20 protein-coding genes are annotated in these 22722 nt (G+C 57.2%); 9 read left to right on the top strand and 11 right to left on the bottom strand.

Annotated elements, in window-relative coordinates; translation table 11 throughout:
• The first annotated feature begins 12 nt into the window (after window positions 1-12).
• The 8 genes from ACTJJ7_RS07085 (at window position 13) to ACTJJ7_RS07050 (ending at window position 9323) form a co-directional block, all read left to right on the top strand.
• The gene (locus ACTJJ7_RS07085; protein WP_440966259.1) at window positions 13-1437 is read left to right on the top strand and encodes a M20 family metallopeptidase; all 1425 of its coding nucleotides are present in this window, start codon (window positions 13-15) and stop codon (window positions 1435-1437) included.
• A 72-nt stretch (window positions 1438-1509) separates the two neighbouring features.
• On the top strand, window positions 1510-3129 hold the full coding sequence (locus ACTJJ7_RS07080) for an ABC transporter substrate-binding protein (RefSeq protein ID WP_440966257.1): 1620 nt from the start codon (window positions 1510-1512) through the stop codon (window positions 3127-3129).
• 162 nt (window positions 3130-3291) lie between these two features.
• Complete coding sequence (locus ACTJJ7_RS07075; protein ID WP_440966255.1) at window positions 3292-4359, top strand: ABC transporter permease; 1068 nt, start codon at window positions 3292-3294, stop codon at window positions 4357-4359.
• Window positions 4360-4368: 9 nt separating this feature from the next.
• On the top strand, window positions 4369-5301 hold the full coding sequence (locus ACTJJ7_RS07070; protein WP_130272551.1) for an ABC transporter permease: 933 nt from the start codon (window positions 4369-4371) through the stop codon (window positions 5299-5301).
• Between the two features lie 5 nt (window positions 5302-5306).
• On the top strand, window positions 5307-6170 hold the full coding sequence (locus tag ACTJJ7_RS07065) for an ABC transporter ATP-binding protein (RefSeq protein WP_440966253.1): 864 nt from the start codon (window positions 5307-5309) through the stop codon (window positions 6168-6170).
• The gene (locus ACTJJ7_RS07060) at window positions 6167-6961 is read left to right on the top strand and encodes an ABC transporter ATP-binding protein (protein ID WP_440966251.1); all 795 of its coding nucleotides are present in this window, start codon (window positions 6167-6169) and stop codon (window positions 6959-6961) included. Before ACTJJ7_RS07065 ends, ACTJJ7_RS07060 begins: the two co-directional genes overlap by 4 nt.
• Window positions 6961-7962 carry a serine hydrolase domain-containing protein gene (locus tag ACTJJ7_RS07055; RefSeq protein ID WP_440966249.1) on the top strand — a complete coding sequence of 334 codons (1002 nt, stop codon included), beginning with the start codon at window positions 6961-6963 and terminating at the stop codon, window positions 7960-7962. The genes ACTJJ7_RS07060 and ACTJJ7_RS07055 overlap by 1 nt, the downstream gene beginning before the upstream one ends.
• 5 nt (window positions 7963-7967) lie before the next feature.
• Window positions 7968-9323, top strand: coding sequence for an MmgE/PrpD family protein (locus ACTJJ7_RS07050; RefSeq protein ID WP_440966248.1), 1356 nt, complete (start codon window positions 7968-7970; stop codon window positions 9321-9323).
• 42 nt (window positions 9324-9365) lie between these two features.
• Here ACTJJ7_RS07050 and ACTJJ7_RS07045 read toward each other — a convergent pair whose 3' ends face one another.
• The 7 genes from ACTJJ7_RS07045 to ACTJJ7_RS07015 form a co-directional block, all read right to left on the bottom strand.
• A complete protein-coding gene (locus ACTJJ7_RS07045) occupies window positions 9366-10268 on the bottom strand; it encodes a LysR family transcriptional regulator (protein ID WP_105734748.1) in 903 nt (300 codons plus the stop codon).
• Window positions 10269-10487: 219 nt separating this feature from the next.
• Window positions 10488-11450, bottom strand: coding sequence for an ABC transporter ATP-binding protein (locus tag ACTJJ7_RS07040; protein WP_440966245.1), 963 nt, complete (start codon window positions 11448-11450; stop codon window positions 10488-10490).
• Window positions 11443-12423, bottom strand: a complete 981-nt coding sequence (locus tag ACTJJ7_RS07035) for an ABC transporter ATP-binding protein (RefSeq protein ID WP_105734750.1) — start codon at window positions 12421-12423, stop codon at window positions 11443-11445. The genes ACTJJ7_RS07040 and ACTJJ7_RS07035 overlap by 8 nt, the downstream gene beginning before the upstream one ends.
• The gene (locus ACTJJ7_RS07030; RefSeq protein WP_105734751.1) at window positions 12420-13241 is read right to left on the bottom strand and encodes an ABC transporter permease; all 822 of its coding nucleotides are present in this window, start codon (window positions 13239-13241) and stop codon (window positions 12420-12422) included. The genes ACTJJ7_RS07035 and ACTJJ7_RS07030 overlap by 4 nt, the downstream gene beginning before the upstream one ends.
• Window positions 13242-13246: 5 nt before the next feature.
• Entirely contained in the window at window positions 13247-14182 is a 936-nt protein-coding gene (locus tag ACTJJ7_RS07025; protein WP_440966243.1) for an ABC transporter permease, read from the bottom strand.
• Between the two features lie 177 nt (window positions 14183-14359).
• The gene (locus ACTJJ7_RS07020; RefSeq protein ID WP_440966241.1) at window positions 14360-15961 is read right to left on the bottom strand and encodes an ABC transporter substrate-binding protein; all 1602 of its coding nucleotides are present in this window, start codon (window positions 15959-15961) and stop codon (window positions 14360-14362) included.
• A gap of 43 nt (window positions 15962-16004) precedes the next feature.
• A complete protein-coding gene (locus tag ACTJJ7_RS07015) occupies window positions 16005-17636 on the bottom strand; it encodes an amidohydrolase (protein ID WP_130272545.1) in 1632 nt (543 codons plus the stop codon).
• A gap of 288 nt (window positions 17637-17924) precedes the next feature.
• On the opposite strand from ACTJJ7_RS07015, the gene ACTJJ7_RS07010 reads away from it, so the two are divergent.
• Entirely contained in the window at window positions 17925-18473 is a 549-nt protein-coding gene (locus tag ACTJJ7_RS07010; protein ID WP_440966239.1) for an AAA family ATPase, read from the top strand.
• Window positions 18474-18516: 43 nt separating this feature from the next.
• On the opposite strand, the gene doeB is transcribed toward ACTJJ7_RS07010, so the two are convergent.
• From doeB to eutB, 4 genes are read right to left on the bottom strand one after another with little or no spacing between them, the layout of a single operon-like run.
• Window positions 18517-19524, bottom strand: a complete 1008-nt coding sequence (gene doeB / locus ACTJJ7_RS07005; RefSeq protein ID WP_440966237.1) for a N(2)-acetyl-L-2,4-diaminobutanoate deacetylase DoeB — start codon at window positions 19522-19524, stop codon at window positions 18517-18519.
• A gap of 5 nt (window positions 19525-19529) precedes the next feature.
• Window positions 19530-20711, bottom strand: coding sequence for an ectoine hydrolase DoeA (doeA, locus tag ACTJJ7_RS07000; protein WP_440966235.1), 1182 nt, complete (start codon window positions 20709-20711; stop codon window positions 19530-19532).
• A 23-nt stretch (window positions 20712-20734) separates the two neighbouring features.
• Window positions 20735-21727: an ectoine utilization protein EutC gene (eutC, locus tag ACTJJ7_RS06995; protein WP_440966233.1), complete on the bottom strand. Its 993-nt coding sequence runs from the start codon at window positions 21725-21727 to the stop codon at window positions 20735-20737.
• A complete protein-coding gene (eutB, locus tag ACTJJ7_RS06990) occupies window positions 21715-22716 on the bottom strand; it encodes a hydroxyectoine utilization dehydratase EutB (protein ID WP_440966231.1) in 1002 nt (333 codons plus the stop codon). Before eutB ends, eutC begins: the two co-directional genes overlap by 13 nt.
• Window positions 22717-22722: the final 6 nt, after the last annotated feature.

Raw genomic sequence — 22722 nt, 5'->3', positions numbered from 1 at the left:
GGGAGTGACACCATGAAAAATGGTGATGTGATATGGGATCTGGTCGACTGCAAAAGGAGCGCGTTTGAGGCTCTGAGTGACCGTGTCTGGGCAATGCCCGAGATAGCCTATACCGAGTACAAGTCCTGTGCTGAACATACATCCATGCTGCGCGCGCAAGGATTCAACATTACCGAATGCGTTGCCGGCATTCCAACAGCGGTGATGGGTGAAGCGGGCGAGGGCGGGCCGGTCATCGCGATTCTGGGCGAATATGACGCGCTGCCGGGCCTCAGTCAGGAGGCTGGGATTGCCGAGCCGCGCCCGATCCCAGGCACAGGGCATGGTCATGGCTGTGGTCACAATATGCTTGGTTCGGCTGCTCTTCTTGCAGCTACTGCCGTCAAGGATTGGCTGGAGACAACAGGCGCACGCGGCCGCGTGCGCTATTATGGCTGTCCAGCGGAGGAAGGGGGCGCGGCAAAGGCGTTCATGGTGCGTGCAGGGGCTTTCGATGATGTCGATATTGCCATTTCATGGCATCCGGCATCGTTCACCCAAGTGGACGATGCGCAATCGCTTGCCAATACGCGGATGGATTTTGAGTTTACCGGCCGGGCCTCTCACGCCGCCGCCGCACCGCATCTAGGGCGCTCCGCCCTCGATGCGGCGGAACTGATGAATGTCGGCGTCAATTACCTGCGGGAGCATGTGCCTGCCGATTGCCGGATGCATTACGCCTATCTCAATGCCGGCGGCATCGCTCCCAACGTCGTGCAGGCCAAGACCAAGATCCGTTATGCGATCCGCGCCACCGATTTGCCGGGCATGTTCGCACTCAATGAACGGGTGAAGAAGGTAGCGCAGGGCGCGGCCATGATGACCGAAACCACGGTCGATATTTCGATCATGAGTGCGGTGTCGAACCTGCTGGGCAATACACCGCTTGAAACCATCATGCAGTCCAATATGGAACGGTTGGGCGGTGTGCCGTTTGATGATGCGGACCGGGCGTTTGCCGCAAAAATCCAGGCTACGCTATCGCGGGAAGACATCGAAACCGACTATCAGCGTGTTGGCCAGCCGCTCGCGGACAATGCGCCGCTTTGCGACTATGTGCTGCCGCGCGAGCAGAAAGGCGTGCCGATGATCGGTTCGACCGATCTGGGCGATGTCAGCTGGGCGGTGCCTACCGTCCAGGCACGTGTGGCCACCCATGCCATCGGTTCGCCGGGTCACTCCTGGCAGATCACGGCGCAGGGCAAAATGCCTGCTGCGCACAAGGGGATGGTCTACGCCGCCAAGGTCATGGCCGGAACCGCGTTGGATGTCTTGCGAGACGAAGCCCTGTTGAAAGAGGCCAAGGCTGATCATCAGGCACGCCTCGCGAAAACACCCTATACCTGCCCAATCCCACCGGAGGTTAACCCGCCGCTCCAACCGCGCCCGGCGGAGTAATCCGGTCTGGCACCGTGTCGGCGAGGACGCTGTGCCCTCCAAGCTACATGAAAATCATAAAAGGGGACGAACATGAGCGATTTGAAGACCAGAACAATTTTGCGCCGCAGCACGGCGCTTATCCTTGTTGCAGGCCTGGCAGGTATCAGTTTTGCCGCAGAAGCGGCATCGCCACCCAATACGCTGGCAATGGCCTGGAATATCGATGCCATCAGCACGTTTGATCCGGCGCAGATCGGCGAAGCGGCCACCAATGAGATCATCCAGAATATCTGCGATCCACTCGTCGATTTCGATCCCGCCGATGAAACCAAGCTTGTGCCCAAGCTGGCAAAAAGCTGGGACGTTTCCCAGGATGGGCTGCAGATCACTTTCCACATGCGTGACGATCTGGCGTTTCCGTCCGGCGAAAAGGCAACCGCAGGAGACATGGCGTGGTCGCTGCGCCGTGTTGTCAAACTTGGCTTTGGCAACGCCGCGACGCTGACTGAATATGGTTTCACCAAGGATAATGCAGACCAGAGCATCACAGCCCCGGACGACAAGACGCTGGTGTTCAGGCTTGATAAGCCCTATCCGGCCAACCTCATTCTGGCCGCCATTGCCGCCAATCGTGTTGCCGCACTGCTCAATCAGAAAGCGCTGATGGCAAATCAGGTTGATGGGGATATGGGCAATAAATATCTTGCCACACGTTCCGATTGTGTCGGGCCCTACAAGCTCATGCGGTGGAACCCGGCGGAAGTTGTCATCCTACAGGCGAATACCAATTATTGGGGCGAAGCGCCGAAGCTGAAGCAGGTGTTGATCCGCCACGTCTCAGAAGCCGGAACGCAGCGCCTGCTGCTGGAAAAGGGCGATATCGACATTGCCCGTGATCTGACGCCTGAAGATTTGCGCGACCTTGAAACCCAGAACAAGGCAACAGCCTCACGTGCTTTGAAACCGTCGCTGTTCTATTGGAATTTCAATAATGCAGATCCGGTTTTCGCCAATGAGAAAGTGCGTCTGGCGATGCGCTATCTCATCGATTATGAAGGCCTTGGCAAAACGGTCATCCACAATGTGGGCGTTCCGCGCGCAAGCTTCGTTCAACTCGGTGCATTTGGTGCGCTCGATGAAAGGGAAGGCCAGCCGTTCAAGCTCGACGTGGAAAAGGCCAGGGAGCTTTTGAAAGACGCTGGCTATCCCAACGGCTTCGAAACAACAATGTTCATCAGCACCGCGCCTTATGCGGCTCCGATTGCACAAAGCATTCAGGATGCTGCTGCCAAGGCGGGCGTGAAGATCAAGATCGAGCGCATGGCCAATGCGCAATTGTTCAGCCGTATCCGCGGCCGTGAATTCCAGACGTCTTTGATGGGCTGGCAGACAACAGTGCCGGATGCGCATGGCAACGCCTCGCGCCAGATTTTCAATCCGGACAACCGCGCCGAAGCCAAGCAGACCATGTATCCGAGCTGGCGTGCCAGCTATTTCGACGAGGCGGTCAACAAACAGGTAGACGACGCCCTGTTTGAAAAAGATGAATCCACGCGCAAGCAGAGATATATCGATCTGCAAAAGCAGATGATGGAGAAAGGTCCGCACGCCTTCATCTTCCAGATCTACAATGTTGCCGGCGTCAGCAAGGCCATGAAGAACTGGAGCTGGAACGGATTCCGCGTCTATTACGATCTGGCGGCGAAATAACGCGTTTCAAGACCCTGCCGGTCCCATCGCGGACCGGCGGCCTCTACGTTGATCAGGTGATGTCTGCAACTGCCTCAAGGCGCATTGGTTGTGCGGGGGCGAACATTACCGGACGTGGGGTGGATTTCGCATCCTTATTCCTCTTGTTCAGGATCAAAGCCGATGACGACGCACGACATTCTGGAAGACCTGGAAGGCGAGGAGGAGTTCGGGCCCGTACTTCTGTTTCTCGCCGCCGCCGCACGCCTGATCTTTTCCGTGGCCATTACGCTTCTGGGCTTGGTCACGCTGACATTTTTCATCAGCCGTCTTTTGCCGCTTGATCCGGTCGTTGCCATGCTGGGCGATAATATCTCCCAGGAGGCTTACGACATGATGTATCGCAAGCTTGGCCTCGACCAGCCGCTGATTGTTCAATATGGCCTGTATCTCAAGAATGCCATGATGTTCGATTTCGGCAATGCGCTGACGTCGGGACGCCCAGTGCTGGAGGATATTGGCCGCGTCTTTCCGGCGACCATCGAACTGGCCACGGTCGCCATCATCATCGGGACCGGCTTCGGCATTCCGCTTGGCGTGTTCTCGGCCATGTACCGCAATTCACCGCTGGATCATGCCGTGCGCATGATCAGTCTGCTTGGCTATTCCACCCCGAATTTCTGGCTTGGCCTTATGGCGCTCCTCATCTTCTATGCCACGCTCGGATGGATCGGCGGGCCGGGACGCATCGACTTTCTCTATGAATATACGGTCGAGCCGACGACGGGCTTCCTGCTCATCGACAGCGCAATGCAGGGGCAATGGGATGCCTTTGGCAATGCCGTCAGTCACGTCATCATGCCTGCCCTGATCCTTGCTTTCGGCTCCATGGCCTATATCAGCCGCATGACGCGCGGTTTCATGATCGAGCAGCTCAATCAGGAATACATCATTACCGCCCGCGTCAAAGGGCTTTCCTGGGCACGCACTGTCTGGGGGCACGCTTTCCGCAATGTCGCCGTTCAGGTGGTTACGGTTGTTGCGCTCTCCTATGCATTTCTGCTGGAGGGAGCTGTCTTGACGGAAACCGTGTTCGCTTGGCCGGGGTTTGGCCGTTATCTCACCAATGCGCTTCTGGCCGGTGACATGAACGCCGTCGTCGGATGCACGTTGATCGTCGGCATTCTGTTCGTCGGCATCAATCTGATCAGCGATCTTCTCTATCGCATTTTCGATCCGCGAACCCGATAGGAGCCATAGATGAGCAATGAACTCACGACAAATCCGGTGCGCTCTTTCAGTTCTCTGCGTGAATGGCTGACCGCGCCCGTGCCGACCTCTGCGTTGCAAGCCAATGCACAGCAGTTGCGGCGTTCCTGGTTGAAGCTTCTCTCCAATACCTCAGCCGTCTTTGGCCTCTTTGTGATTGTGCTGCTGGTTCTGGTGGCGTTGTTTGCGCCCTATATAGCCACCCATGATATCGGAACCAATGATCTGGCGAACCGGCTGCAAAGGCCGTCATGGGCCCACTATTTCGGGACTGACGAATTGGGGCGCGATATTTTCAGCCGTCTTGTCTTTGGCTCGCGCATCACGCTCTATATTGTCACACTGACAGCGATTATCGCTGCACCGATCGGGTTGATCGTCGGCACCACTGCCGGCTATATCGGCGGCTGGGTCGACACGGCTTTGATGCGCATTGTCGATATTTTTCTTGCGTTTCCCAGTCTCGTTCTCGCCCTGTCTTTTGCCGCTGCGCTTGGGCCCGGTATTGAAAATGCGGTCATCGCGATTTCGCTTGCCGCCTGGCCGCCGATCGCCCGTCTTGCCCGTGCGGAAACCCTGACCATTCGCTCGTCCGACTATGTCGCCGCGATCCGCCTGCAGGGCGCATCCACGATGCGTGTGATTGCAAAACACGTCGTGCCGATGTGCATCCCCTCGGTCGTCATCCGCATCACGCTCAACATGTCGTCGATCATTCTGACGGCTGCGGGCCTCGGCTTTCTGGGCCTGGGCGCCCAGCCGCCAAGCCCCGAATGGGGCGCTATGCTTTCCAGCGGCCGCGAATTCATGATGACCTCGTGGTGGCTTGCTGCGGTGCCGGGCTGCGCAATTCTTCTTGCCAGTCTCGCCTTCAACCTTTTGGGCGATGGTCTGCGCGATATTCTCGATCCACGGAACGGATAAAGATCATGACAAAACCTCTGCTTGAAGTTGATGATCTCTGGGTATCGTTTCCGGGTGTGAAACACGATATCGACATTGTGCGTGGCATCAGTTTCTCCATCGGACGTGAGAAGGTGGGAATTGTCGGTGAGTCCGGGTCGGGCAAATCGATGACGGGCCGCTCGGTGCTGAAACTGACACCGAAATCTGCACAAATTCGCGCGAAGACAATGCGTTTTGATGGCGTCGACCTGCTTTCCGCCAGCGAACGGAAGATGCGCACGATACGGGGAAACCGTATTTCCATGATCCTGCAGGATCCGAAATACTCACTCAATCCCTTGATTCGTATCGGCGATCAGATCATGGAAGCCTATCGTCTCCATCATCGCGCACGGCCCGCAACAGCCAGGCAAAAAACACTGGCCATGCTGGAAGCCGTCCATATTCGCGATCCGGAACGTGTCATGAAACTGTTCCCGCATGAAATATCGGGCGGCATGGGACAGCGCGTGATGATCGCCATGATGCTCATTCCGGAGCCGGATATGATCATCGCCGACGAGCCGACATCCGCCTTGGATGTGACGGTGCGTCGGCAGGTGCTGACTGTCCTGGATGAACTTGTCAGCCGTTCCGGCACCGGGCTGATGTTCATCAGCCACGACCTCAACCTGGTTGCCGATTTCTGCGACCGCGTTCTGGTGATGTATGCGGGCCGCATCATGGAGGACCTGCCTGCCAAGGAACTGCATAAGGCCCGGCATCCCTATACGCAGGCGCTTTTGGCCAGTCTTCCACGGCTGGATCACCCGGTCGACATGCTGAAAGTTCCAGAGCGTGATCCGGGCTGGTTGAGCGGTGCAACTCTGAGCGAGGGACAGGCATGATGAAAGACATTGGGGGACCGCACGTTGATGTGTCGGATCTGTCGGTTATTTTCGGCAAAGGCCGCAAACGGACCGCCGTGGTCAAGAAAGCTCGCTTTCACATTGCGCGCGGCCAAGCCTATGGCCTGATAGGAGAATCCGGCTGCGGCAAGTCGACGATTTTGCGCGCGCTCGCAGGATTGATCCCGCATTATCAGGGCAGCTTTATCTTTGACGGTCAGCCGATGACCGGCGCGCGCGACAAGGCGTTCTTCCGCCGGGTGCAGATGGTGTTTCAGGATCCCTACGCTTCACTGCACCCGCGCAAACAGGTGTACAAGGTACTTGCTGAATCTCTTGCGATTCATGACATGGACCGCAGGGAAGAGCGTATCCGCGATGTGCTTGCAGCCGTCGGGCTCGGGCCAAACTTCATGTACCGCTATCCGCATGAATTGTCAGGCGGCCAACGCCAGCGCGTGGCGATTGCCCGCGCGCTGATCATTGAACCTGAGGTGCTGCTGCTGGATGAGCCGACCTCGGCGCTGGACGTGTCGGTTCAGGCGGAAATTCTCAATCTTCTGAAGACGCTGCGCCGCGAGCGAAACCTCACCTATCTCATGGTCTCGCATGATCTGGCCGTGGTCGCGCATATCTGCGAGCGCGTCGGTGTCATGCACAAAGGCATTATACTGGAAGAACTCACCGCAGACGATCTGCGGCAATCGCGGGCTCGGGATTCCTACACGCAGGATTTCCTGCAGGCGAGCGTCGAGGCGGTCGCACACAATCATGACAAGGACATGCAATAATGAACTATCATTCGGCAGCCAATCCGGCAGGGCAATGGGAGCGGATCAAGGACCCTTCAGCCGCTGGTTGGCTGGATAAGGGGCTGGAAGCGGTTGATGCCTGCGCCGATGCGCAGGAAACCGATGCTTTGATGATCGTGCAGGGTGGCAAGATTGTTTACACCTATGGCGACATCACCCGCAAATATCTCTGTCATTCGATCCGTAAAAGCATTCTGGCCGCCCTGATGGGGCGGGATGTCGAAGATGGAACCATTGATCTGAGCCAGACGCTCGAAGCACTGGACATTGATGACAATGATGGACTGAGCGCGGTCGAAAGGCAGGCGACAGTCTATGACCTGCTGACCGCCCGTTCAGGCATTTATCACGCTGCCGGTTATGAAACACCGTGGATGCGGATGATCAAGGAAAAGCGGTATTCCCATGCTCCGGGCACCTTCTGGTGCTACAACAACTGGGACTTCAATGCGCTCGGTACGATCTTTGAGCAATTGACAGGCAAGACGGTTCATCAAGCCTTCGACGAGCGCATCGCCAAGCCTTTGCAATTTGAAGATTTCTCGCTTGCCGGTGAAAAGCCGGATGGTTGGCATGACCATTTCACCGAAAGCCGCCATGCGGCCTATCCGTTCCGCTTGTCGACACGGGATCTGGCCCGCTTCGGTCAGCTTTACCTGCGCCATGGGTCATGGAACGGCGCCCACATCCTGCCGCAGGGCTGGGCACAGGAATGCGTCATGCCCTATTCCCACGCCGGTGCGCGCGGGGCCTATGGTTATATGTGGTGGCTGGAGCGCGACGGCGTATTTTTCCCTGGAGTGGTGACGCCGAAGGGCAGTTATGCCGGCTTTGGCGCGGGCGGCCATTTCTGCATTGTCCTGCCGGCACTGGACATGGTGCTCATACACCGGGTCGATACCGATGTGCAGGGACGGCAGCTTGACCGTCACAAATTTGGACGGCTGCTGAAGCTGGTTCTGGACGCATTTCAGGGGTAGGCAGCATGCAGGGAGAAGACATGAGCGTGGCCGCCGCCATAGCGGAAGCCAGCACCAGGCCTGTGACGAGCGCCAATGCCCGCAGGCTGGCGCGCAATGCCATCATCGATACGCTGGCGTGCATGGTGGCGGGGCGTACGGACCCAAGCACATGCAGTGTCAGGGACGCCTTTGCCGGACCGGGCAGCGATGGCGAGGCGCTCCTGGTAACTGGCGGTAAATCCAGCCCCATGCTGGCAGGGCTCATCAACGGCACTGCCGCACATGCGCTGGATTACGATGACAATTTTCTACCCGGAATGAGCCACGCATCCGCAGTGTTGGTCCCGGCCATTCTGGCCTTGGCAGATATGGAAAAGACAAGCGGATCACAATTGATCGATGCCTATCTGGCGGGCCTGCAGGCGCAAGCATTCGTCGGGGATGGTGTCGGGCAGGCGCATTATACTGCCGGCTGGCACGGCACATCGACGATTGGCAGTATCGGAACGGCTGTAGCCACGGCACATATATTGGGGCTCAATGTCGAGGCGACCGCCCGTGCACTGACCATTGCAGTGAGTTTCGCATCCGGTACGAAGGGGCAGTTCGGTACTCTCATCAAGCCGTTTCATGCGGGAATGGCGGCGCGCAATGCCGTTGAAGCCGCTTTGCTTGCGCGGGCTGGAATGCAGGCAAGGTATGACATTCTGGAAGGGGAGCAGGGGTTTCGCGAACTTTTTGCCGGCGATCCGCAGATCAATTGGCAAACAAAGGATATACTCGCGCCGGCTGCGCATATCATCGAAACGGCCGGCGTGATGCCAAAGCGCCATCCATGCTGTGGTTCCACGCACATGATTGTCGATGCCTTGCTCGATCTGGCGAACGAACATGGCTTTGGTGCCGAAGATGTGAAGGCTGTCGATACGCTGGTCGGCATCGCCAATTATCGCAATCTGGCCTATCCCATACCCGCCGACCAGATGCAGGCACGTTTTTCCATGCAATACTGCGTCGCCCGCGCCTTGCGGCAAGGTTATCTCGGTCTTTCCGATTTTACGCCCGCAGCTGTGCGGTCCTTCGCGGGTGACGACCTGCTCGGCGCGGTGACCATGCAGAGCTACAGTTTGGAAGAAGAATGCACAGCAGCGGAAAAGCTGCCGCATGTGGTGACGATAACGCTGCGCGATGGCCGGGTTCTGCAAGGAGCGCGTCAGTTTGCTGTCGGCACCAACCGGCAGCCATTTTCTGACTCAGACCGTTTGCGAAAGTTCCGGGACTGCTGCGACGGCGTGGAAAACGTTGACGAAATCTACGGTCATTTGCAGGACATCGACACAGCCGGAAACCTGAAAATCATACGGTCCCTGTTCGTGTAAAGCTCTTGTGGCAGGCGCCGGGCAAATTGCTTCCCGGCGGGCTTAGACCGCCAGTTGCGAGGCCCGCCGCCAAAATCGTTCCGCATGCCGGTTACGAAACTGCGGCGTGCGGTACACTCTGATATCGACCAGCAGATCGGCGTCGGGATCGCCCGCCCGAACGAGAACGCCCCGTTTTAGCTCGTCCGCAACAAGGCCCTCGGGGATCCACGCTACGCCGTGGCCGGAAACAGTCATTGCCTTCAGAGCAACGGACATGCCGTTTTCGTAGACAGTGTTGAGCTGGAATTTGTGCTTGTCGAAAAGCCAGGGCAGGGCTGAGGAAAAAAACGAGTTGCCGCGGTAGCTGAGATAATCAGTCGGACGCGAGCGATCCTTGAGACTGTGCAACGGACTGCCGGCGGGCCCACCGGCCGAAACCGGAATGACCCTTTCAATTCCGAGAGGAAGGAACGGGAACCTTTTCAGATCTTCCATCTGCGGAACCGCGTCATGCGCATAGGTGAGAAAGAAGTCGCAGTCACCATTCACGAGGGTCGAGATGTTGCCGAGAAACGAGGAGTGCGGATCGGCGAACCGCGCGCGAAAATTGTCGCCGGATGCTTCCAGCGCAGCCATCCAGGCAGGAAAGAATGTCAGGGAAAGTGTATTGAGCGTGGCGAAGGATAGTATTTCCCACATGGGTGCGTAGCGCTCGGCCAGGGAGCTTCTAACGCCATGCAGCAGCTCCACGGCATCCTGAGCCCGGGGCAGAAAACTCTGACCCGCTGCCGTCAGCCGAATGGGATTGGTTGAGCGGTCGATCAAGGGTATGCCGACCCAATCTTCCAACTGCTTGATTCTTCTGCTTAAGGCAGACTGCGTGATATGGCGGTCATTGGCCGCTCTTGAAAAGCTGTAGTGCTGAGAGAGGCTCAGGAAATCTTCAAGCCATTTCAATTCCATGTATATATCCAATAAATACAGTGCTGTTGCGTCGGCAAACTGTATTCCAAAACGAGCATCGGTTTTTCAAAGTCATGCAAGGCGGACCATATCAATGAATGCCCGTGAGAAATAGGGCCAGGCGGACCAATATTGCCGAAAATGGTGCTGGGGCATCTTGCATTGTTGAACAGGGGGCAGGGCTCGGCCGTTCTGATAGGCCTAGCGCTTGGGGGAGGGCTATCTGGCGATGAAGCGAACCCTATGATCGTCCCCAACCGGGAGAAACTCCGTGGCAGGAGGTGACTGATAGACGTCATGTGTGCCGATTTCTTCGGGATAATAGGAAAAGCCCGATAGGGGCGGCGGCTGCACGTCCTTGCGGGTCATGTCTTCCTGGCGGATGATCATGAACGGATCCGGAATGGCGGCGAGCAGGCGGCGCGTATAGGGATGGACCGGATTGGTAAAAATGCTTTGCCACGGGCCTTCCTCAACGATCTGGCCGAAATACATCACGGCGATCCGGTCACTCATATGTTCAACAACACTCAGGTCATGACTGATCATGATGTATGACAGGTCCAGCTGTGCTTTAAGCTCCAGAAGCAGATTGATAATCTGCGCCCTGATGGACACATCGAGCGCGGAAACCGGCTCATCGAGAACAATGATTTTGGGGTTGAGAATCAACGCGCGCGCAATCCCGATACGCTGGCGTTGACCGCCGGAAAATTCGTGTGGAAAGCGCTTCGCCTGCTCCGGTTTCAACCCGACCATTTTCAGGGTCGCCGCAATACGGTCTTCGACTTCACCTTGGTTGCATAGTCCATGCAACCTAAGTGGGACCGCAAGGGCACTGTAAATTGTCTGGCGCGGATTGAGCGATGCATAGGGGTCCTGAAACACCATTTGCGCCATGCGTGCACGTTGCATACGTCCCGGCTGCTCAGCGCCGGTGATCGGCTTTCCATCGAAGGAAATGCTGCCCTGCGTGGGCTTCTGCAAGCCCAGTATCGTCAATGCCAGGGTAGATTTGCCGCAGCCCGATTCACCGACAATCGACAGGCATTCGTTCTTGTGAAGACTGAGGCTGAGATTGTTGATCGCCCGCACAGCTTGATGTGAACGACGGAACAATCCAGCCGAAACCGGGAAGCACACGCTCAAATTTTCAATTCGCAAAAGGGTCTGGTCAACCATGATGGTAGCACCTCACAAAGCTACCGTCCCCCAGAATGGATGGACCCGGTACCGTATCGCGGCAGATTGGCGTGGCGCGTGTACAGCGTGGCTCAAAACGGCAGCCGGTGGGGAAAGCGGCAATCGATGGCACAATTCCCTCGATTTCCTGCAAAGGTTTGCGCTCATCCAGCGTGCGCTGCCCCAAGACCGGCAATGACGCAAGCAGGCCATGGGTGTAAGGATGAGCCGGATGGCGGAAGAGATCGGCGACCGCCCGTTCTTCAACGAGATGACCCGCATACATGATGCCAACACGCCGGCACATCTTGGCAATCACTCCCAGATCGTGACTGATCATCAGGACGGATGTGCCGCGTTGATCGCAGAGTTCCTGCATCAATTTGAGAATTTCCGCCTGTACGGTGACGTCGAGCGCCGTCGTGGGCTCGTCGGCAATCAACAGGTCGGGATGGCAGGCCAATGCAATTGCAATCATCACGCGCTGGCGCATGCCGCCTGACATCTGGTGTGGATAATTTTTGACGCGCTTGTCCGGAGCCGGCACTTGAACCTGCGCCAGTGCGGCGATCGCCTTGCGCTCTGCCTCGTGCCAGGTCGATCCCTGGTGCAATACGAACATTTCAGCGATCTGGCGTCCGACCGTTGCCAGCGGATTGAGGGCCGTCATAGGCTCCTGAAAAATCATGGAGATTCGATTGCCGCGCAGCCTGCGCAGCTCGCTGCCGTTCATCTTCAGCAGGTTCTGGCCCTTGAACAGGATTTCGCCCTGTCCAACCGAAAGCGGCCGGTTGAGGAGACCTATCAACGACAAGGCGGTTATGCTCTTGCCGCATCCGCTTTCACCGACCAGACCGAACGTTTCGCCGGCGCCGATCGAAAAAGAAACATTTTCAACGACATTCAGCCGTTCTTGTCCCGAACGCATATCAATATGCAGGTTCTTGATCTCAAGCAAAGGGGGAGCGCTCATGCCTTGCGTGTCCTCATATGCGGATCGAGGTAATCGCGCAGCCCATCTCCAAACAGGTTGAGGCCGAGCACGGTCAGAAATATGGCGATTCCGGGGAATATGGCTGCCCACGGTGCGACGGCGATCAGTTCTCGCGCGTCTGTCAACATGCTGCCCCAACTGGGGAAGGGTGGTCTGATGCCGAGTCCCAGATAGGAAAGCGCTGCTTCAGCAAGAATGGCGTCACCCATGCCGAGTGTCCCGATCACGAGAATGGGGCCGATCATGTTGGGCAGGATCTGCGTGAACATGATGCGGATATCGCCATAGCCAAGCGTCTTGGCGGCTTGCACATAGCCTTGGCTCTTCAAGGATAGCGCGGATGAGCGTGCAATCCGGCAGGTCCAGGACCAGTTGGTCAGTCCCAGTGCGATCAGCAAACTGCCGAGGCCAGGACCGAGAATCGCCATGATCGCCAGGGCAAAAATCAGTGACGGGATCGACAGCATCACGTTGGTGAGCCCGCTGACGAATTCATCCCATCTGCCGCCGAAATAGCCGGCCGAGATACCAAACAACAAGCCTATACAGCTGTTTATCAGCTGCGAAACGATACCGACCGTCAGGGATATGCGGGATCCATAAAGAACCCTGCTGAACACATCCCGGCCCTGGGAGTCGGTTCCGAACCAGAAATCGGCACTGGGAGGCAGTTCCGCGTTCATCAAATTGGCATCAAGGATCGGATCGTGATGAACGAACAAGGGCGCAAACACGCCCAGCGTCAGGATGATCAGGCAAATGGCGCCGCCAAAGAGGAGATTGAACCGCAGTCGCATATTCGTCACCCGTGGCTGATACGCGGGTCAATGACCGCATAGAGAACATCGACAACCGTATTGATGATCAAGAACCACAATACGATCATGAGGATGGCACCCTGCACCACCGGTATGTCCCGCATGGAAACGCTGTCAACGAGAAGGGAGCCGAGGCCCGGCCATGAGAAAAGTTTCTCGATCACCACGGCCTGTCCCATCAACGAGCCGAATTGCAGCCCGACCGTGGTGATGATCAATACCAGCGCGTTGCGCATCAGGTGCCATGTGACCAGACGGTAGGCATTCATGCCTTTCGAGCGGGCGGTGCGAATGAAGTCCGCACTCATCACGTCGAGAACCGCTGCCCGTGTCGTCCGGGCAAGCAGTGCCAGGGGCGCAACGCTGAGTGTAACGGCGGGCAGGATCAGATTGCGTATTCCGCCATCGCCATAGCCGAAACTCGGCAGCCAGCCCAATGTGAGCGCGAAGACGTACATGGCCAGCAGCCCCAGCCAGAATTGGGGCAGCGACAGGCCCGAGACGGCCGCGATCATCGTGGTTGTATCCAGCAGGCTGCCGGGCTTGAGCGCCGCGACGAAGCCAAGCGGCACACCAATGAGTATGGCGATCACCATGGCAGCGATGGCCAGTTTCATGGTTGGCCATGCCCGCTCCAGCAGCATGTGGGTGACGGGTTGGCGCGTGCGGAAAGACTGCCCGAGATCGAGTTGCGCGAGATTGATGATGTAGCTAGCGAACCGTTGATAAACGGGTTTGTCCAGCCCGAATTCCTTGTTCATCTGTTCGACGACTTTCGGATCGTTACGGCCCTTGCCATCAGCGATCAGGCTCGACGTGAAGCTGCCCGGTATCACGCTGAAAATCACAAAGATCAACAATGAAACCGCCAGAATCGTCGGTATCATCTGCAGAACTCGCCGAATGATGAATCGAAGCAACGGATCCAGTTCCTTTCGTTCGAATGGCTGTCGCGTATCCCTTGTCCGGTGCGATGCCCTCAATACACCTCTCACCGCTTGAGGCTGGAAGATAGAGGTACGTGCACGGCGTCTTGTGCGAGAAATGAAAGGGCGGCCCGCCATCGCTGCGTTGATGGCGGGCAGAGCAGTGTCGCTTCAGCGGCCGGACGGGACGCCTTCGTCTACCCAGAGTTGTTCATAGGACTGAATGGCAAGCTCCGCCGAATTTGGCTGCAAACCATGCAGCCATGGCTGATAGGCCATGACTGCCTTGTTGTAGTTGAAGAACCAAACCGGAGCCTCGTCCTGCAACAGATTATTCGCCTGTCGCAAAAGATCATTCTTCTGCTCTTCAGTCGGTGCACTCAGCGCCGCCTCGTACAATTTGTCGAAGTCCTTGTTATTGAACTTGTAATAATTGCAGGCAGACTGCGAGGTCTTTGAATAGAAGCACTGCATCGCCGTCATTGGATCAGGGCCGCTTTCCAGGGACCACATGAAGGACTGGAAATCACCGGCTGGTACCACCTCCGACAGAACAGCCGCTTCGACCGGCTTGGCTTTGACCTTGATACCCACTTTGTCGAGCATCGGAATAATCGCTTCGACAATGGTCAATCCCCAGCTCTCATTCTGGGTGGCGGTCAGTTCAAACTCAAATCCATCGGGATAGCCGGCCTCCTTCAACAGCGCCTTGGCTTTCTCGGGATCATAAGGATAGGGTTTGGCCGCTTTATCGAAGGCGGGCGAAGAGAGCGGCAACCAGCTCACGGCACGATAGGCCTTGTCCTTGCCGAGGCGCTTGATGATCAGATCCGAATCGATCGCATAGTTGATGGCCTGGCGAACCCGCTTATCCTGAAACGGCTTGAAATCCGTATTGAAGCCGACGAGACGGGTATAGACCTCGGCCACTTCCAGGATATTCTTCGACAGCTCCGGATCATTCTTATAGGCGACATATTGCGCCGGCCCAAGCACGGAGACATCGACTTCCTTGTTGCGGAAAGCAACATCACGCGCTGAGGCTTCACCCATGATCATGATGTTGATCTTATCGGCATGGGGCTTGTCAGCTCCGTAGAACTTGTCCCATTTTTCAACGGTCAGACGTGAGCCTGGGACATATTCTGCGAATTTATAGGGTCCAAGACCGATCGGATGGCTCTTGAAACTGTCCTTGTCGGCTTCACCCGACGGATAGATCACCGTGCTCGGCTGCATGAGCTGGAATGCCGGATTGACGGGTTCGTTGAAGGTGATCTCCAGCGTGAAATCGTCGATCTTCTTCAAGCCGGCAATATCCTTTGCCTTGCCGTCGGAATAGTCGCTTGCGCCCTTGATTGCACTGATATAGCGCGCGCCCGTATAGGCCTTGCCGGGGGTCATGATACGCTTGTAGCTGTCGATGATGTCATCGGCAGTCATCTTCTTGTCATTGTGGAAGTATGCGTCCTGACGCAGTTTGTACGTGTAGGTCAGGCGATCAGGCGAAGTGCTGACCTCGGTTGCCAGATCGAGGGCCGGCTTGTTGGCGTTGCCATCCCAGGCATAAAGCCGTCGATGAATGGCCTTGGTGACAAACTCGTCCTGCGTTGCCGGGCTCGCCTGATTATCAAGCGTGCCAAAGCTTGAACCATAGGGAGCAACGAAATTAATCGTGCCGCCTTTGCGTGGCTCTTCCGCGGACGCTGACATCGCCACACCGGCAAGCAGCACGGCGGCGAGAGTTGATTGAAACGCGAACCGTTTGTACATTGAGTGTTCCCCCTTTTATGATTATGCACGGTACTGGCAGGTTTTAATCTCGCGTAAAGACGACTTTCCCGCCTCTCAAGGTCATGTTGCACTGGGTTTCATGCAGGATTTCCTCCGGTGTCGCAGTCAACAGATTGCGTGAGAAAACCGCGATATCGGCAACCTGTCCGGGCACCAGGCGACCCTTGACGTGTTCCTGCTTCTGAGAGAAAGCCCCATACTCGGTATAGACGCGTAGCGCCTCTTCGATGGAAACGGATTGGGCGGCATCCATCACCGTCCCTTTCCAGGTTTTGCGCGTCAGCATCGTGTAGAGATTTGGAAACGGATTGGGATGACAGACAGGGCTGTCGCTGCCCGTGGCAGGCTTGAAACCGAGATCGGCCCACGTCTTCAACGGATAGCTGGAGCGGCTGCGTTCATCGCCCAGAACCGAAATATAGGCATCACCGAAATCATAGATGAAGACTTGCTGGGGGCAGGGATAGATACCGGCATTCTGCATGCGATCATGCTGTGCAGGCGTTGAAAACCCGCAATGCTCGATCCGGTGGCGGCGGTTTGGATCAGGTGTTGCAGCGAGGGCCTTTTCGTAAGCCGTAATCAGCTGTTCTATGGCCTGATCGCCGATGGCATGGCAGGCCAGCTGATAGCCTTTGTTGTGGGTATCCGTGACAAGGTCCTGCAGCTCGGCATCCGGCAGCATCTGAATGCCGGTATTGTTATCGTCCCCGAGATAGGGTCTGGACATCCAGGCCGTGCGCCCGCCCGCCGAACCGTCGAGGAAAATCTTGACGGCACCAATCGTCAGCATGTCATCGCCGACCCCCGAGACAAGCCCTGCGCGATAACAGTCTGGCACAATCGATTTGCCCGGATCACCCAGCAGCACCAGCCAGCTGCGGACCGGAAGCCGGTCATCGCGCCGGGCAATCTGATAGGCACGAATTTCATTAAAACCGGCGAGGTGACCCACCGCAGCATCCATGACCGACGTGATGCCATAAGAGAGCAGCATTTCGCCGGCTGTTTCGATCGCTTCGATCAATTGGTTTTCATCGGGATCCGGAATGGCGGCGCGCAGAACGTCCTGGGCATTTTCAGCGACCATGCCCGTCAGAACGCCATTTTTCTGTTCGATCAGGCCTCCCGACGGAGCGGCATAGGCTTCATCGACGCCCGCCTTGGCGAAAGCTACGGAATTGAAGATTGAAACATGACCGCAGGCCCGTGTCAGCATGACCGGATGATCGGGTGCGGCCTGATCCAGCTCTGCTTTCAAGGGATGGCGGCCCGTGTCCAGTTTGGTCTGGTCATAACCACGCGCCAGAATCCATTCGCCCTTTGGAAGACTCGCAGCTTTGTCGCGGATTGCCTCAAGAAGAGCGTCAAGTGTTGGGAGATTAGCCGGCGTTGCATCTATCCATTGGAGCGTCAGACCGGTAGAAATCAAATGCAGGTGTGCATCGTTGAAGCCCGGCGTCGCGAATGCTCCCTCAAGATCGATAAGCTTCGTATGTGCGCCCTGCAGTTTGAGTATCTCAGCAGATGAGCCTGTTGCAAGAATCTTGCCTTGCCATATGGCCAGCGCCTCAACGACGCCGTCTTCGTATCCGCACCAGATGTTACCATTGTGCAAAATGCTGTCTGCAGCGACCAGTATTGGTGGAGTCATGAAGCACGTTCCCGTCATGCTTGTGTTTTTTTAAAGACTTCCATCATCTCAAGTGGATTACAAGCTACGGAAACCACATTATTTTTCATCGAATTGATATGCTGGCTGTTGATTTGCAAACAGATCGACGACGTGGGTGTCGATCTGCCGAAATGCCTTTTCGCCATGCAACAAAGTAAGAGATGATTGTTGTGAGTGGAGTGATTGGTTTCCCGTGTTAGATGAGCATAACGTGTTGTGGGGTAATACTGCAGTTGTGCTTCCCCAATTGAGTTGTAGAGGTGTCGTATGAAAGATCTGTGTGGTCACGTCCTGATTTTGACCGGGCCTCCGGGTTCTGGAAAGAGCACGGCCGCGGCATCCCTGGTTGCGTCGTCAGGCATTCCGGCTGTTCATCTGCACTCAGATGACTTCTGGCACTATATAAAGAGCGGCTTCATCGAACCTTATCTGCCAACGGCACATAGGCAGAATACAACAGTTGTGGATGTCCTGGCCGGCGCAGCCGAAAGATATGCCAAGGGAAATTATTTTGTGGTGGTGGATGGTATTATAGGACCATGGTTTCTTGATCCATTCCGTTCGCTCTCAATACCGCTCCACTACATCGTTCTGCGGCCGGTCCTCAGCGACGCCATCGAAAGATGCCAACAGCGGGGCGGCGATACACTCACGGATCCCGGCCCTATCAGCGCATTGCACCAGCAGTTTTCGGCGCTGAACGGACTGGAGCAACATGTCATTGAAACCACAGGGCAGAGCCGTGCCGATACGTTGGAAGCCGTCCACGCTGCCTTGGTCAAGGGCAACTTCCGTTTACAAGGGGCCGATCAATAGTTCCGGTCGTGTCACATGGATGCGGCCCCAACGCCTCCTTTGTCTATTCCGTCACCGCTATTACTGAAACACAATCTCCTGGATTGACCAGGCCAGGGAAATGACGGGCAGCAAGGATGCCCGAAAGTCCGGCTTTGATCTCCGCTGGTGCTGCACCAGTGCGCCCCATGGGGTAGATGCGGGCGATAACCTGACCCGCAGCGACCGGATCGCCCAGATCGGCCATCGTTTCGATCAGGCCGGCATCTTCGGCAAACGAGAAACAGTCCGCCGAGGGCATGTCGATCCAGCGCGTTTCATGCAGATCGACGTCCCCGCTCAAAATACCCGTATGCCGCAGAAAATTGCGAACCCCGCGTTTGGCGATACGGATCGTTTCCGCTCGGGCAGTGCCGCCTCCGCCAAGTTCGGTTGTAACGAAGGTCTTGCCCAGTTCTTCCACTGTCGTGTCGTACATGCCGACTGCATCGATTTCCAGCATCCGCATCGACCAGGGCGCCGAAAACGCGCGGACGGCATCAAACCCGCGCGTTTCCTGAGCCTTGTCAGGCAGGACATGGGCAGCGGCGAACGGCAGGAAATCAAGTGTCTTGCCGCCCGAATGGAAATCCAGAACCACATCGGCACGCGGCAACAGTTCGCGGGTGAAATAGTCGGCGATTTTCTGCGTCACCGTCCCATCGGGGCGGCCGGGGAAACTGCGGTTCATGTTGCCCTTGTCGACGGGGGATGTGCGCGTCCCGGCGCGAAAGGCCGGATAGTTCATCGCCGGGACGATGATCACCGTACCGTTGACATCCTTCGGATCAAGCGTGCGTGCCAGATCGGAGAGGGCAATGGGTCCTTCATACTCATCGCCGTGGTTCCCGCCGGTCAAAAGCGCTGTCGGGCCATTGCCGTTGCGGATGACCGCAACGGGGATCATGACCGAACCCCACGCGGACTCGTCCCGGCTGTAGGGCAGGCGCAGGAAGCCGTGCTGTACGCCATCCCTGTCGAAATCGACGGTCGGCGTGATCGGGGATGGCGGAAGAGGATTGGCTGATGTCATGGCTGTCAATTCTTCACAAAAAGCTGCCGGGGCACGTTGGCGAGGCATTCGACGCCGGTGCCGGTGATCAGGATGCTTTCCGTGATCTCGAGTCCCATAGTTTCAAGCCAGAGACCGGTCATGAAATGGAATGTCATGCCGGGCTCGAGCACGGTCTTGTCTCCGGGGCGCAGGCTCATGGTCCGCTCGCCCCAATCCGGCGGGTAGGAGATTCCGATGGGGTAACCGGTGCGGTTGTCTTTAACGATACCGTATTTCTTCAGCACGCCGAAAAAGGCATTGGCGATGTCCTCACAGGTATTGCCGGGTCTGGCTGCGGCAAGCCCCGCCTCCATTCCCTCAAGCGTCGCCTTTTCTGCATCGAGAAATGCCTGGGTTGGTTTGCCGAGGAAAACCGTGCGGGATAAGGGCACGTGGTACCGGTTGAAGCATCCGGCGATTTCGAAGAAGGTGCCTTCGCCGCTTTTCATGGGCTGGTCGTCCCAGGTCAGATGGGGCGCGGACGCATCGGCACCGGATGGAAGCAGCGGTACGATGGCCGGATAGTCGCCGCCGAATGCATCGGTGCCGCGAATGCCGGCGTCATAAATCTCTGCGACCAGATCGCATTTGCGCATGCCAACCTCGACCTTGTCGACGATACGCTGGTGCATGCGTTCGACGATGCGTGCGGCCTTGCGCATATAGTCGAGCTCAGTCGGGCTCTTGATGGCGCGCTGCCAGTTGACGAGCGCCGTTGCGTCGATGAAGCGGGCATTGGGCAAATGCTTTTGCAGGGAAGCGAAGGCTGCTGCGGAGAACCAGTAATTGTCCATTTCGACGCCGATGGTTTTTCTGCCCCATCCGCGCTCTTCCAGAAGTTTTGACAGAAAATCCATCGGATGACGCTCGGTGGATTGAACGTAGTGATCGGGATAGCCAACAATATTGTCGTGCCCGAGATAGGCGGTGCGCTTGGCGCCGTTGGCATCCTGTCCCCGGCCGTACCAGATGGGCTCGCCTTCGGGCGGAACGATCACCGCCTGATGCACATAGAATGACCAGCCGTCATAGCCCGTCAGCCAGGCCATGTTGGAGGGGTCGCTGCAGATGAGCAGGTCGATGCCCTTTTTCTCCATTGCCTTGCGGGTTTTTGCCAGCCGCTGCGCAAACTCGTCACGGCTGAACTTCAGATTGGGCTCGCTCATTCTGGTTTCCTCACTTTCGGGTATCAACTTTCAAAGGCCGTGCCTGCACCGGCTCTTTGAGCGCGGTCACGGGCAAGCGTGGCAATGGCTGTGTCCTGGACGCCGGTTCCGGTCAGGTCGGCCACGGTGATGGCATGGTCCGATTGCCGGCCGGTGCTGGAGCCTGCAATAATGGCGCCGAGTTCCGGAAAGGCCTGGTTCTCGGAAACGAGGCCCGCGGCAATGGCATGATGCAGTTCGCCCAGCCGCCGCGTCTGTTTCAGGCTGTCGGCCACATAAAGATCGGCAAACCGGATAATGGCCGGATCAATTTCGTTTTTGTGTTCGGCGTCGGATCCCATTGCAGTCACGTGCTGGCCGGGTTCCAGCCATTCCGCCCGAAGCAATGGCTTCTCGGATGGCGTTGTCGTGACGATGATATGGCTCCCTGCGACGGCCTTTGACGGATCGCTTTCGGCCGATACCGGAATGCCAAGCTCGGTCTGCACCTGTGCTGCCATTGCTGCGGCTTTTTGCCGGTCGCGTGCCCACAGGCGCGCTTCCCCAATGGGGCGAACGAGTGTCAGTGCCTTGAGCTGCAGTTGTGCCTGAACACCTGCACCAAAGATCGTCGCTATGCTTGCATCTTTGCGGGCGAGATGCTTAGCCGCCACCGCTCCGGCAGCAGCCGTGCGGACATCCGTCAGATAGCCGTTGTCGAGCAGCAGGGCTTCGACCAGTCCCGTCTTGCTGGAGAACAGCACCATCATGCCGTTAACGCTGGGAAGGCCGATCCCGGGATTGTTGAAAAAGCCGGGACTGATCTTGATCGCAAAGGCGTCGATACCAGGCACATAGGCGGTTTTAACGTCCACCTCGCCGCGATGTTCCGGGATGTCGAGCCGCAGGATCGGCGGCATGGCAACGGCCTTTGTTGCAAGGGCTTCAAAGGCAGCTTCGACGCATGCAACCGCATCCAGATCAAGGGAAACGATGCAGCGCAGATCGGCTTCGGTGAGAATGGTCATGCGCGGCATGGCACGGTCTCTCCTGGGTGATATCCGGCAACGATGCGGCGGTGCTGCTCCATGTCGATGTTGCGACCGGACAGCAGGGCAACCACGGGTCCCTGCAACCTGATCTTGCCCGCCAGAAGGGCACCGATGCCAACTGCGGCAGCGCCTTCGATGATTTCCCGCTCGTGTGCATAGGCGTGTGCGATGCCCGCAGCGATTTCTTCTTCGGAGAGCAGCACAATCTCATCGATGAGCTCGCGCACCATGCCGAAGGTCACACGATTGTTGAGGCCGATGCCGCCGCCGAGTGAATCCGCCAGGCTTTGCTGCTCCACAACGCTCACGGGATGACCGGCCGTCAGGCTGGCGGCCATTGCCGCGCCATTCTGCATGGAAATGCCGATGATCCTGGTCCTTGGCTTCAAGCCTTTGATAGCAGCTGCAATTCCGGCTATCAGTCCGCCGCCGGAAAGCGGGACGAGAACGGTTTCAACGTCCGGTACGTCCTCGATGATCTCAAGTCCGATCGTTCCCTGGCCGGCGACGATGGCCGCGCTGTCAAACGGCGGAATCATGGCAAGACCATCCTGCGCAACGATCTCTTCGACTTCCTCCTGGGCATCATCCTGCGATGCGCCGACAATGCGGATTTCTGCACCGAGCTTGCGGATCTCATCGACCTTGTTACCAGGCACGAGATTTGACATGCAGATGATGGAACGCATTGCTTGCAGACCGGCGGCATAGGCGAGAGCGCGGCCGTGATTGCCGGTCGATGCGGTGACGACGCCGCGCCGCCTTTCGTCTGGGGTCAATCGGTTCAACGCGTTGAGGACACCGCGCAGCTTGAATGCCCCGGTGATCTGCCTATGTTCCAATTTGAGATAGACGGGCTGCCCCATCCGTTCGCTCAGGCTTACCGATGGAACCGTCGGTGTGCGCAGGATGTGAGGTGCAATCACCGGTCGTGCTGCCTCGATCTCGGTCAGGGTGACGAACGTTCCAGCCATGCTGAT

The sequence above is a fragment of the Phyllobacterium sp. 22229 genome, from assembly GCF_052056495.1.
GTDB lineage: Bacteria > Pseudomonadota > Alphaproteobacteria > Rhizobiales > Rhizobiaceae > Phyllobacterium > Phyllobacterium myrsinacearum.
This window is presented reverse-complemented; position numbering and strand designations above follow the sequence as displayed.